We start from the raw sequence: 12,487 nt of genomic DNA, 5'->3' as shown, positions 1-12,487 counted from the left end.
CGCGCCGTCGGCCCGTCGCCACTAGGCTTGCCCCGTGGTCACACGGCTTTCGCATCTGTTCCTCCGTACGCTCCGCGACGACCCCTCCGACGCCGAGGTGACGAGCCACAAGCTGCTCGTCCGCGCCGGGTACGTCCGTCGCCAGTCCCCGGGGATCTTCGCCTGGCTGCCGCTCGGCCTCCGGGTGCGCGCCAAGATCGAGGCGATCATCCGTGACGAGATGGTCGCAGCCGGTGCGCAGGAGGTCCTGCTGCCCGCGCTCCTGCCCCGTGAGCCGTACGAGGCCACGAACCGCTGGACCGAGTACGGCGACGGCATGTTCCGCCTGCAGGACCGCAAGGGGTCCGACTACCTGCTCGCCCCCACGCACGAGGAGATGTTCGCGCTCCTGGTGAAGGACCTGTACTCGTCCTACAAGGACCTGCCGGTCACGCTGTTCCAGATCCAGGACAAGTACCGCGACGAGGCCCGGCCCCGTGCCGGGCTCCTGCGCGGCCGCGAGTTCACCATGAAGGACGCGTACTCGTTCGACCTCACCGACGAGGGCCTCGAGCGCAGCTACCAGGTCATGCGCGACGCGTACGAGAAGATCTTCGCCCGCCTCGGCCTCGACTACGTCATCGTCAAGGCCGACGCCGGCGCGATGGGCGGCTCCAAGTCCGAGGAGTTCCTGCACCCGATCGGCGTCGGCGAGGACACCTTCGTCCGCAGCGCCGGCGGCTACGCGGCCAACGTCGAGGCGTACGTCACCCCCGTCCCCGAGTCGCTGCCGATCGAGGGCCAGCCGGAGCCCGTGCTGCTGCCGGCGTCGGACACCCCGACGATCGACACGCTCGTCGCCCACGCGAACCAGGTCGCGCCGCGCGAGGGTGCACCGTGGACCGCGGCGGACACGCTGAAGAACGTCGTCCTCGCGCTCACCCACCTCGACGGCACGCGCGAGGTCGTGGTCGTCGGCCTGCCCGGTGACCGTGACGTCGACCTGAAGCGCGCCGAGGTGTCGTTCGCCCCGGCCGAGGTCGAGGCCGCCGGCGACGACGACTTCAAGAAGCACCGGGGCCTGGTGAAGGGCTACATCGGCCCGCAGGTCCTCGGCGCCGACAGCGCCACCGGCCTGCGCTACTTCGTCGACCCCCGTGTGGTCGACGGCACGAGCTGGATCACCGGCGCCAACGAGCGCGGCGTGCACGTCTCCGGCCTCGTCGCCGGCCGTGACTTCGTGGCCGACGGTGTCGTCGAGGTCTCCGACGTCCGCGCGGGTGACCCGTCGCCGGACGGCTCCGGCCCCCTCGAGACCGCGCGCGGCATGGAGATCGGGCACGTCTTCCAGCTCGGCCGGAAGTACGCCGAGGCGCTCGGTCTCAAGGTGCAGGACGAGAACGGCAAGCTCGCGACGGTCACGATGGGCTCGTACGGCATCGGCGTGACCCGCATCCTCGCGATCCTGGCCGAGTCCCACAACGACGAGAAGGGCCTGGTCTGGCCGAAGAACGTCGCGCCGTTCGACGTGCACATCGTCGCCACCGGCCGTGACCAGGTCGCCTACGAGCTGGCGGCTTCCGTCGTCGCCGAGCTCGAGGGCGAGCGGTTCGACGTGCTGTACGACGACCGCCCCAAGGTCTCGCCCGGCGTGAAGCTCCGTGACGCCGAACTGCTCGGCATGCCGATCGTCGTCGTCGCCGGTCGCGGCGCCGCCGAGGGCGTCGTCGAGCTGTGGGACCGCGCGACCGGCGACCGCCGCGACGTGCCGGTGGCCGACCTGCTCGACGCCGTCCGCGCGATCTAGACGCGACCCCTGACGGACGGGCGCGCCCCGCTCAGCGGTGACGCGCCAGCGTCACGCGGGGCGCGCCGACCGAGCCTGCGAGGGAGGGGTGCGACGTCGCCACGGGCCTCCTGTCCGTCTCCTGGTTCTGGGGTACGCTTGTGGCCGACTTCTGCGCAGTTCCACCCCGCAGGAGCGACTCATCTGAATACGGAGGCACCTCGGTGAAGATCGATCTCGCAGTCCTGCGACTCATGGAGCGCGAGCGGGAGATCCCGTTCGACGAGCTCGTCCAGATCATCGAATCTGCCATCCTGACCGCCTACCAGAAGCACGCCGACGAGAACGGCGAGCCGGCCCACCCGCAGTCGCGTGTGGAGCTCGACCGCAAGTCCGGCGAGGTCAGCGTCTACGTCCCCGAGCTCGACGACGAGGGCACCGTCATCGGTGAAGCCGTCGACCAGCCGAGCGACTTCGGACGCATCGCGGCCTTCGCGGCGAAGCAGGTCATCAACCAGCGCCTGCGCGACATCGGCGACGACAAGATCCTCGGCGAGTTCCGCGGCAAGGAAGGCGACATCGTCGCGGGCGTGGTTCAGCAGGGCCCGAACCCGAAGATGGTGCACGTCGACCTCGGCACGATCGAGGCGATCCTGCCACCCGAAGAGCAGGTGCCGGGGGAGTCGTACAAGCACGGCTCCCGCATCCGCGTCTACGTGACGAGCGTCGCCCGTGGCAACAAGGGCCCGCAGATCATCGTGTCGCGCACCCACCCGGGCCTCGTCCGGAAGCTCTTCGCACTCGAGGTCCCGGAGATCGCGTCCGGTGTCGTCGAGATCACCTCGCTCGCCCGCGAGGCCGGCCACCGCACGAAGATCGCCGTCAAGGCGAACGAGCCCGGCGTGAACGCGAAGGGTGCCTGCATCGGCGAGCTCGGCGCACGTGTCCGTGCGGTCACGAACGAGCTCGGTGCCGAGAAGATCGACATCGTCGACTACTCGTCCGACCTTGCATCGTTCGTCGCGAGCGCCCTGTCGCCGGCCAAGGTGACGAGCGCATTCGTGCTCGATGCCTCGACGAAGGCCGTCCGCGCGCTCGTGCCGGACTACCAGCTGTCGCTCGCGATCGGCAAGGAAGGGCAGAACGCCCGCCTCGCCGCGAAGCTCACCGGTGCCCGCATCGACATCCAGCCGGACTCCATCCTGGACGGCGAGGACTAGGACGATTTCGCTCCCGGCGCGCCCTGCGAGGGCGCGCCGGATCGCGCACGTCCGAGGCAAGGAGTAGAGTGGTTCCCGTCAGAACGTGCATCGGCAGTCGTCGTCGCGCTTCCCGATCCTCCCTCCTCCGAGTCGTCGCCCTGAGCGATGGCCGTGTCGTGGCGGATCCGAAGGCAGTCATGCCGGGCCGGGGAGCGTGGCTCACACCGACCGTCGATGCCTACGATCTGGCCGTCAAGCGCAGGGCTTTCCGCCGTGCGCTCCGGTTGGATCGCGATCCCGACACGTCCGCGGTGCTCGACCACATCGTCGGTCTCCCACAGGAACCGGCCGAGCGCCCGGACATGACAGAACAGGCTGAACGGCTTATGGACAACTGATGAGCGGCTCGAAATGAGACCCGTCATCCATTGAGTCCTGCCCCTTCACGGGGTGGGACCCGTGAAGGAGAACAGTGGCTAAACCACGCGTACACGAGATCGCAAGCGAACTCGGCGTCGACAGCAAGACCGCACTCGAGAAGCTCAAGGAGCTCGGCGAGTTCGTCCGGGGTGCCAGCTCGAGCATCGAGCCCCCCGTGGCACGGAAGCTCCGTGCCGCCCTCCAGGCAGACGGCGCCCCCGCGGCGAAGCCCGCCGCCTCGGCCTCCGCGCCGAGCGCACCCGCCAAGGCCAGCGCGCCGAAGTCGAGTGCACCCAAGCCCGGCGGTCCCCGTCCGGGTCCGGCTCGTCCGGCACCGGCTCCCGAGCCCGAGGCCCCGGCAGCACCCGCTGCCGACGTCCCCGCACCGGCCGCACCGAAGTCCGTCGCCCAGCGACAGGCCGAGGCCGAGGCCGCGCAGAAGGCCCGTGCCGAGAAGCAGGCCGCTGAGAAGCAGGCCGCCGAGCAGGCAGGCGGGTCGACCGACGCTGCTCCGAAGTCCGACGCCGTGAAGCCGGGCACCAGCCCGAAGGCTCCCGCGGCAGCCGGTCCGAAGCCGGGTGGCCCCAAGCCCGGTGCACGTCCGGGCAACAACCCGTACTCGTCGAACCAGGGCATGGGCTCGCGCCCGCCGCGCCCCGGCAACAACCCGTACTCGTCCAACCAGGGCATGGGCCAGCGCCCGGCCGCCGGCGCAGCCGGTGGCGGTGGCATCCCGCGTCCGCAGCCCCCGCGTCCGGGCACGCCCCGTCCGGGTGCTCCGCGTCCGGGTGGTCCCGGTCAGGGCAACCGTCCCAACGGCTTCGGGCAGCGCCCGGGCCAGGGTGGTGGCCGTGGCGGCCCCGGTGCCCGTCCGGGTGCCGGCGGCGGTGCCGGTGGCGGCTTCCCGCGTCCGGCCTTCAGCGGCCCGCGTCCCGCCGGTGGCGGTGGCCGTGGTCGTGGCCCCGGTGGTGGTACCGCCGGTGCGTTCGGTCGCGGTGGCGGCAAGAGCCGTGCCCGCAAGTCGAAGCGGACGAAGCGCGCCGAGTACGAGATGCGTCAGGCCCCGTCGCTCGGCGGTGTGCAGGTCCCTCGCGGCGACGGCAACACGGTCGTCCGACTCCGTCGTGGTGCGAGCATCTCGGACTTCGCGGACAAGATCGACGCCATGCCCGGCAACCTCGTGACGGTGCTGTTCCACCTCGGTGAGATGGCGACCGCGACCGAGTCCCTCGACGAGGCCACGTTCGAGGTCCTCGGTGACGAGCTGGGCTACAAGATCCAGATCGTCTCGCCCGAGGACGAGGACAAGGAACTCCTCGAGGGCTTCGACATCGACCTCGACGCAGAACTCGAGGACGAAGACGACGACGTGCTGCAGCAGCGGCCGCCGGTGGTCACCGTCATGGGTCACGTCGACCACGGCAAGACCCGCCTCCTCGACGCGATCCGCAACTCGAAGGTCGTCGAGGGCGAGGCCGGTGGCATCACCCAGCACATCGGTGCCTACCAGATCGTCGCGCAGCACGAGGGCATCGACCGCCCGATCACCTTCATCGACACCCCGGGTCACGAGGCCTTCACGGCCATGCGTGCCCGTGGTGCCCAGGTGACGGACATCGCGATCCTCGTGGTCGCGGCGGACGACGGCATCATGCCCCAGACCATCGAGGCGTTGAACCACGCGCAGTCGGCCGGTGTGCCGATCGTCGTCGCGGTCAACAAGATCGACAAGGAAGGCGCGAACCCCGCCAAGGTCCGCCAGCAGCTCACCGAGTACAACCTGGTGGCCGAGGAGTACGGCGGCGACGTCATGTTCGTCGACGTGTCGGCGCGGCAGAACATCGGTATCCAGGAGCTCCTGGACGCCGTGCTGCTCACCGCGGACGCCGGTCTCGACCTGCGTGCGAACCCCGACAAGGACGCCCGTGGTGTCGCGATCGAGGCCCGGCTCGACAAGGGTCGCGGTGCAGTCGCCACGGTCCTCATCCAGTCCGGCACGCTCCACGTCGGTGACGCCATCGTGGCGGGCACGGCCTACGGTCGAGTCCGTGCGATGACGGACGAGAACGGGGTCGCGGTCAAGGCCGCGACGCCGAGCCGCCCGGTCCAGGTGCAGGGTCTGTCCTCGGTGCCCCGCGCCGGTGACACCTTCCTCGTCACGGAAGAGGACCGCACGGCGCGTCAGATCGCTGAGAAGCGTGAAGCCGCCGAGCGCAACGCCCTGCTGGCGAAGTCGCGCAAGCGCATCTCGCTCGAGGACTTCACCCGTGCGCTCGAAGAGGGCAAGGTCGAGTCGCTCAACCTCATCATCAAGGGTGACGTCTCCGGTGCCGTCGAGGCACTCGAGCAGTCGCTCCTGGACATCGAGGTCGACGACAGCGTCCAGCTCCGCATCCTGCACCGCGGTGTCGGTGCGATCACGGAGTCGGACATCGACCTCGCCACGATCGACAACGCCATCGTCATCGGCTTCAACGTCCGTCCGGACGTCAAGGCCCGTGAGCGTGCGGCGCGCGAAGGCATCGACGTGCGCTTCTACTCGGTCATCTACAACGCACTCGACGACATCGAGCAGTCCCTCAAGGGCATGCTCAAGCCCGAGTACGAAGAGGTCCAGTCGGGCGTCGCCGAGATCCGCGAGGTGTTCCGTTCCTCGAAGTTCGGCAACATCGCGGGTGTCATCGTCCGCTCCGGCACGATCACGCGCAACGCCAAGGCGCGCGTCATCCGCGAGGGTGTGGTGGTCGCCGATGGCCTGGCCATCGAGTCACTGCGTCGCTTCAAGGACGACGTGACCGAGGTCCGCACGGACTTCGAAGCCGGTATCGGTCTGGGCAAGTTCAACGACATCCAGATCGGCGACGAGGTCGAGACGACCGAACTCGTCGAGAAGCCGCGCGACTGATCGCGTGACTCCTCTGGGCCCCGGCCTCCCCACGCGGGAGGCCGGGGCCCGACCCCTTTCCCACGCAGGACCACCGGCGGGAAGCGTCCCGCCACTGCCTCAGGAGGCACCCAATGGCCGATCCGCAGCGCGCACGCAAGATGGCGGACCGCATCAAGGAAGTCGTCGCACGTCGACTCGACAAGGGTCTGCGGGACCCGCGACTCGGGTTCGTCACGATCACCGACGTCCGTGTGACCGGTGACCTGCAGCACGCGTCGATCTTCTACACCGTCTACGGCACCGACGAGGAGCGTGCGGACTCCGCCGCGGCGCTCAAGGCCGCGACCGGCATGCTCCGGTCCGAGGTCGGCAAGAACATCACCGCCCGGCTCACGCCGTCGCTCGAGTTCATCGCCGACGCCCTGCCCGAGACCTCGGCGCACATGGAGGACCTGCTCGTGCAGGCCCAGGTGCGCGACGAGCAGGTCCGCGCAGCCTCGGTCGGTGCGACGTACGCCGGGGACGCCGACCCGTACAAGCGCGACGAGGACGACGACGCCGACGACGACGCGGCCGAGACCGACGGCTCCGCCGAGCCGCGTTCCTAGACCCCGGGCAGCTGGTAGCCGCTCGCGTCGTCCCCGACGGCCAGTCGGTCACGCAGGAGCGACGCGAGCGCCCGGTCCCGTTGGCCGGCGTCCGGCCACACCGGTTCGATCTCGGACCGGGTGACCGGCACGTCGCTGGCGCGCAGCTCGGCCATGATCAGGCCGCGCACCTGGCGGTCACTGCCGGCGAACTTCGCCTGCCGCGGAGCCCTCGGCCCGTCGTGCTCCGGGTACCCGGCCGCACGCCACGCGCAGCGGTCCGCGATCGGGCACGCATCGCACGCGGGGGAGCGGGACACGCACACGAGCGCGCCGAGCTCCATCACGGCGGCGTTCGTGGCAGCTGCGTCGTCGCGGTCCGCCGGCAGCACGGACTCCATCAGCGGGAGGTCCTGCTTCGCCTTCGCCGGCCCGGGTTCGCCCTGGCCGAGGACCGCACGTGCGAGCACGCGGCGCACGTTGACGTCCACGACCGGGTGGCGGTCGCCGTACGCGAAGACCGCGACGGCCCGCGCGGTGTAGTCGCCGATGCCCGGCAGAGCGAGCAGCGCGTCGACGTCGCGCGGCACGACGTTGCCGTGGTGGGTCGCGATCGCGGTCGCCGCCGCGTGCAGCGCGAGCGCGCGTCTCGGGTAGCCGAGCCGGTCCCAGGCACGCAAAGCCTCGGACGGGGGCGAGTCCGCGAGGTCGCGAGGCGTCGGCCACCGGGTGAGCCACGCCTCCAGACGGGGGATCACGCGCGCGACCTGCGTCTGCTGCAGCATGATCTCGCTGACGAGCGTCCCCCAGGCGGGGAAGCCGGGGCGGCGCCACGGCAGGTCCCGCGCCTGCTGCCGGAACCACGCGATCAGCGGGGTCGCGATGTCGGGCCGTTCCGGCGTGGCCGGCTCCTGCACACCGCGTCGCGCGGTCGGTTTGTCCACATCCGGTCTGGAGGCCCGACTCGCGTTCACCTCGACAGCCTACGGTGGACGCATGGCACGCTGGGCACCCGAAGAGACCGACACGATGGCTGCGATCGCCGCAGAGGCGATCGCGCAGGTCGGCACGAACCGCACGGTCATCGGCGTCGACGGGCAGGACGGCACCGACCTCGAACGGGTCGCGGCCGCGCTCGTCACCGGTTTCGAGCAGCACGGGGTCTCCGCGATGGCGGCCGCCGCGCCGTCCGCCGACCAGGACACGCTGCGGTCCGACCTGGTGACGCCCTTCCGCACGACCGGAGCCGGTGACGGTGTCCTGATCGTGCACGGGCGGGGCATCCTGGCCCCCGGGGTCCGTACCCTGTGGCGCTGGTCGCTGTGGGTCGAGCAGGAGTCCGGCCGACTCGAGCGCCGCGCCGACGTGAAGATCGCGGCCTCCGCCGTGCTCGACGTCACCGATCCCGAGCGCCCCCGCCGCGAGTGGAACGACGCCTGCTGACCGGCGCTGGTAATCTCGCCTGGTGCTCGAAACCGCGCCGGACGGCATCCTCCTCGTCGACAAACCGCAGGGGATCTCCAGCCACCGGGTGGTCTCCATCGCCCGTCGGCGCCTCGGCCTGAAGAAGGTCGGCCACGCCGGCACCCTCGACCCCATGGCGACGGGGCTGCTGCTGGTCGGCATCGGGCCGTCCACCCGGTTGCTGACGCACCTGGTGGGCCTCGACAAGACCTACACGGCGACCATCCGGCTCGGTGTCTCCACGGACTCCGACGACGCCGACGGCACGCCGACCGCTGCGGTCGGTGTGGGAACTGCCGACGTCTCGGACGACGCCGTCGAGACCGCCGTCGCAGCACAGCGGGGCGTGATCGACCAGGTCCCTTCCACGGTCAGCGCGATCAAAGTCGACGGGCGCCGCGCCTACGACCTGGCGCGCAAGGGCGAGGCGGTGGAGCTCAAGTCCCGCACGGTGACCGTCTCGCAGTTCGACGTCACGACGCGGAACGAGCGGACCGTCGCCGTCGACGGCACCGACGTCGCCGTGGCCGACCTCGACGTCGTCGTGACCTGCTCGTCGGGCACCTACGTCCGCGCGCTCGCCCGTGACGTCGGCGCTGCCCTCGGCACCGGGGCGCACCTCGTCGCCCTCCGTCGGACCCGCGTCGGACCGTTCGACGTGCAGGACGCCATCGACCTCGAGGACGACGCCGTCGACGTCCGCGCCGCGCTCGCACGTCCGGCGGACATCGCCCGGCGACTCTTCTCGTCGGTGACGCTCGACGCGGCCTCGGCGAAGGACCTCACCGACGGCAAGCGCGTCGCGGCCGAGCACCCCGACTCGGACGGTCCGGTGGCAGCGGTCACCGCGTCCGACGACCGGTTGGTCGGCCTCGTCTCCGTCCGCCGTGGACTGCTCCGGGTCATCACGAACTTCCCGACGCCCGGTGCGTCGTCCTCCTCGCAGACCGGAGCCCGCGCGTGATCGAGTGGTACATGTGGGTGCAGCTGGTGCTCGCCGTGGTGGTGGGGCTCTTCGCGGTCGTCGTGGGGTTCATCGGCTGGAAGCCGAACGACTACACCGTCGGCGCCCTCGTGCTCATCGAACTGCTGCTCCTGGTGCAGGGAGTCATCTCGATCGTGCTGCCGGCGACGGGCAGTCCGCCCGACGGCAACGCGCTCGAGTTCGGGGTGTACGCCGTGTCGGTGCTGCTCGTCCCACCGGCCGCGGTCGTGTGGGCCCTGATCGACCGCACGAAGTGGAGCACCGTGGTGCTCGGTGCCGGTGCCTTCACCGTCGCGGTGATGGTCTACCGGATGTACCAGATCTGGTTCGCGCTGAACTGACGCCGGAGGTCATGCGCGGAGCCGCGCGTCGGTAGAATCGGTGCAATGGCGACCAGATCCTCACTCGCGACCGGCATCGGCCGCGTCCTCATCGCCGTGTACGGCATCCTCGCGCTGGCGGCGACTGGACGCAGCGTCGTGCAGATCATCGAGAAGTTCTCGTTCGCACCGTTCGCGTACACACTCAGTGCCGTCGCTGCGGTCGTCTACATCGTCGCGATGATCGCCCTCATCGTGCCCGGCCGGTTCTGGTACCGGGTCGCCTGCGTCACGATCGTGTTCGAGATGACCGGCGTGCTCGTCATCGGCACCCTGTCGCTGTTCGACCGCCAGCTGTTCCCCGACGACACCATCTGGTCGTACTACGGCTTGGGCTACGCCTTCGCGCCGCTCGTGCTGCCGATCGCCGGGCTCTGGTGGCTCCGCAAGCACCACCGCACCGCGGTCGCCGAGCCGTCGGCACCGGCTGCGTCCTCGTCCACCGCCCCGGCGAGCGAGTAGGAGCCACCGTGCAGTTCTACGAGGACACCGCCGACGTGGCGGACGGGTTCGGCCCGAGCGCCGTCACCATCGGCAAGTTCGACGGCGTGCACGTCGGGCACCGAGCCGTCATCGCACACCTCGAGCGTGCCGCCCGCGAGCACGACCTCGTGGCCACCGTGGTCACGTTCGACCGCCACCCGCTCAACGTCATCGACCCGCCGCACGTCCCGCCGGCCCTGACGAGCACCGCGCAGCGCCGCGAACTGCTCGAGGACGCCGGGGTCGACGCCACCCTGCTGCTCCGGTTCGACCAGGAACTGCAGTCGAAGTCGCCCGAGGCGTTCGTGTCCGAGATCCTCGTCGACACCCTGCACGCCCGGCTCGTCTTCGTCGGCAGCGACTTCCGCTTCGGTGCGAAGGGCGCCGGTGACGTCGCGTTGCTGCGGACCCTGGGGGAGCAGCACGGCTTCACCGTCGAGCTCATCGACGACGTGGACCTCATCGACGACGTCCGACCCGACGGTGAGCGCCGGGTGTCCTCCACCTGGATCCGGGAGCTCCTGGGCCAGGGCCGCGTGGCCGAAGCCGCACGACTCCTCGGGCGGGAACACGCCGTGCGGAGCGTCGTGGTGCACGGCAACCAGCGCGGCCGTGCGATGGGGTACCCCACCGCGAACCTCGACCCGGCGTGCGAGGGCTTCGTCCCCGCCGACGGCGTCTACGCCGCCCGGGTGTTGCACGAGGGCACCGTCTACCCGGCAGCGGTGTCGGTCGGCAACAACCCGACGTTCGAGGGTGTGCCGGCGAAGCAGATCGAGGCGCACCTGCTCGACGTCGACATCGACCTGTACGGCGATCGGATCTCGGTGCTCTTCGTGTCGTACGTGCGCGGCATGGTGAAGTTCTCGTCGATGGACGAGCTCGCCGCGCAGATGCGGCAGGACGACCTGGACATCCGGCTGCTGCTCGGACTGCCCGCGCCGGTCTGACCTGCCGAGCACACTGGTTCCCCCCGCACGACGACGCCCCCGTGACCGATCGGTCACGGGGGCGTCGTTCGTGGTTCGGAAGCTCAGCCGCCCAGGGCGTCGAGCCAGATCTTGCGGGCATCGAGGGCTTCCTGCGCGTCCTTGATCTTCCGGGCGTCACCGGTGGCCTGCGCCGCGGCGAGCTCGGACTGGAGCTTGCCGATCGCGTCTTCCAGCTGGCTCGCGAGGCCGTTCTGACGGGCCTTGCGCTCCGGGTTCGATTCCTTCCAGTGCGCGTCCTCGAGCCCACGGACGTGGTCCTCGATGGCACGCAGGCGGTCCTCGACCCGACGGACGTCACCGCGGGGGACCTTGCCGATCTCGTCCCAGCGGCGCTGGATGCCGGTGAGGGTCTTGCGCGCGGCGACCCGGTCGGTCGCCTGCAGGAGCGGCTCGGCCTCGGTCAGCAGGGCCTGCTTCGCCTCGAGGTTGGCGGAGAACTCTTCGTTCTCGGCTGCGCTCTCGGCGTGGCGCTGCTCGAACAGCACGTCTCCGGCGGCCTTGAAGCGCGCCCAGAGTGCGTCGTCGTGCCGCTTGCCGGCGCGCCCGGCGTTCTTCCAGTCGTCGAGGAGCTGGCGGTAGTCCGGGATCGCGTCGGAACCGCGGGGCGCGAGGGCCTCGGCCTGCGCCACGAGCTCCTGCTTGCGGGTCCGGGCGTCACGGTGCTGTGCGTCCAGCTCGGAGTAGAAGGCACGACGGTGCTGGTCGACGGTGGACCGCGCTGCGCGGAACCGCTTCCACAGGTCGTTCGCCTCGTTCTTGGGGATCCGCGGCCCGTCGTGCTGGTGCTGCTGCCAGCGCGCGAACACGTCGTCGAGCTGCGCCGTGATCTGCTTCCACTGCGCGCGTGCGGGGTCCACCGCGGCGAGTGCCTCGGCTTCCTCGACCAGGGCGGTGCGGTGCGCCAGGGCGTCCTGCAGGGCCTGCTGCGCCTGCTCCGCCTGCTCCTTGGTGAGCGAGCCGAGCTGCTCGGCGAGAACGCCGACGCGGGTCTCGAGCGACTTGATGTCGCCCACCACCCGCGCGTCGGCGACCAGGGCCGTCAGGTGCTCGACCGTCCGGGCGACGTCGTTCGCCGACGCACCGCGCTGGACGCGCTGCTCGGCGATCTTCACCTGCCCCTCGAGGTCGGCGTACTTCCGCGCGAAGTAGGCGAGGGCTTCTTCGGGGGTGGCGTCCGGGTACTCACCGACAGCACGTTCGGTCTCTTCGTACCGGACGTACACGGTCCCGTTCTCGTCGACCCGCCCCCAGGTCGTTGCTTCGTCAGATCCCACAGGTCTCGCCTCGATCGTGGTCGTGCATCGCCGACGTCACCGTCGGCA

General features: G+C 70.5%; 12 protein-coding genes. 10 read left to right on the top strand and 2 right to left on the bottom strand.

The genetic code is table 11. The features are described from left to right. Nucleotides 1–34 precede the first annotated feature (34 nt). The 5 genes from DEJ03_RS10755 to rbfA all read left to right on the top strand — a co-directional run bounded on the left by DEJ03_RS10755 (nt 35) and on the right by rbfA (nt 6,882). Nucleotides 35–1,786, top strand: a complete 1,752-nt coding sequence (locus tag DEJ03_RS10755; RefSeq protein ID WP_027465763.1) for a proline--tRNA ligase — start codon at nt 35–37, stop codon at nt 1,784–1,786. 203 nt (nt 1,787–1,989) lie between these two features. After that, nucleotides 1,990–2,985, top strand: a complete 996-nt coding sequence (gene nusA, locus DEJ03_RS10750; protein ID WP_110864591.1) for a transcription termination factor NusA — start codon at nt 1,990–1,992, stop codon at nt 2,983–2,985. Between the two features lie 68 nt (nt 2,986–3,053). Beyond that, nucleotides 3,054–3,365 (top strand): YlxR family protein, encoded by a 312-nt coding sequence (locus DEJ03_RS10745; RefSeq protein WP_031259737.1) that lies wholly within the window; start codon nt 3,054–3,056, stop codon nt 3,363–3,365. Between the two features lie 74 nt (nt 3,366–3,439). Further along, nucleotides 3,440–6,292, top strand: a complete 2,853-nt coding sequence (gene infB, locus DEJ03_RS10740; protein ID WP_110864590.1) for a translation initiation factor IF-2 — start codon at nt 3,440–3,442, stop codon at nt 6,290–6,292. A 113-nt stretch (nt 6,293–6,405) separates the two neighbouring features. Then, on the top strand, nt 6,406–6,882 hold the full coding sequence (rbfA, locus tag DEJ03_RS10735; protein ID WP_110864589.1) for a 30S ribosome-binding factor RbfA: 477 nt from the start codon (nt 6,406–6,408) through the stop codon (nt 6,880–6,882). On the opposite strand, the gene DEJ03_RS10730 is transcribed toward rbfA, so the two are convergent. Next, on the bottom strand, nt 6,879–7,805 hold the full coding sequence (locus DEJ03_RS10730) for an A/G-specific adenine glycosylase (protein WP_375342293.1): 927 nt from the start codon (nt 7,803–7,805) through the stop codon (nt 6,879–6,881). The genes rbfA and DEJ03_RS10730 overlap by 4 nt on opposite strands. Nucleotides 7,806–7,857: 52 nt before the next feature. Here DEJ03_RS10730 and DEJ03_RS10725 point away from each other — a divergent pair, with 52 nt between their 5' ends. Genes DEJ03_RS10725 through DEJ03_RS10705 form a run of 5 tightly spaced genes read left to right on the top strand, consistent with a single transcriptional unit; the run spans nt 7,858 to nt 11,123 of the window. Further along, nucleotides 7,858–8,304: a hypothetical protein gene (locus tag DEJ03_RS10725; protein WP_110864588.1), complete on the top strand. Its 447-nt coding sequence runs from the start codon at nt 7,858–7,860 to the stop codon at nt 8,302–8,304. Between the two features lie 22 nt (nt 8,305–8,326). Continuing rightward, entirely contained in the window at nt 8,327–9,289 is a 963-nt protein-coding gene (gene truB / locus DEJ03_RS10720; protein ID WP_110864587.1) for a tRNA pseudouridine(55) synthase TruB, read from the top strand. Further along, nucleotides 9,286–9,651, top strand: a complete 366-nt coding sequence (locus DEJ03_RS10715; protein WP_071244774.1) for a hypothetical protein — start codon at nt 9,286–9,288, stop codon at nt 9,649–9,651. The genes truB and DEJ03_RS10715 overlap by 4 nt, the downstream gene beginning before the upstream one ends. 45 nt (nt 9,652–9,696) lie before the next feature. Then, nucleotides 9,697–10,152, top strand: coding sequence for a hypothetical protein (locus DEJ03_RS10710; RefSeq protein WP_110864586.1), 456 nt, complete (start codon nt 9,697–9,699; stop codon nt 10,150–10,152). 8 nt (nt 10,153–10,160) lie between these two features. Next, on the top strand, nt 10,161–11,123 hold the full coding sequence (locus DEJ03_RS10705) for a bifunctional riboflavin kinase/FAD synthetase (protein ID WP_110864585.1): 963 nt from the start codon (nt 10,161–10,163) through the stop codon (nt 11,121–11,123). An 83-nt stretch (nt 11,124–11,206) separates the two neighbouring features. Here DEJ03_RS10705 and DEJ03_RS10700 read toward each other — a convergent pair whose 3' ends face one another. Further along, on the bottom strand, nt 11,207–12,439 hold the full coding sequence (locus tag DEJ03_RS10700) for a DUF349 domain-containing protein (protein ID WP_110864584.1): 1,233 nt from the start codon (nt 12,437–12,439) through the stop codon (nt 11,207–11,209). Nucleotides 12,440–12,487 lie beyond the last annotated feature (48 nt).

The organism is Curtobacterium sp. MCLR17_043 (genome assembly GCF_003224215.1).
In the GTDB taxonomy this organism is placed as follows: domain Bacteria; phylum Actinomycetota; class Actinomycetes; order Actinomycetales; family Microbacteriaceae; genus Curtobacterium; species Curtobacterium flaccumfaciens.
The sequence above is the reverse complement of the archived record's forward strand: the minus strand, read 5'-3'. Positions and strand labels throughout refer to the sequence as shown.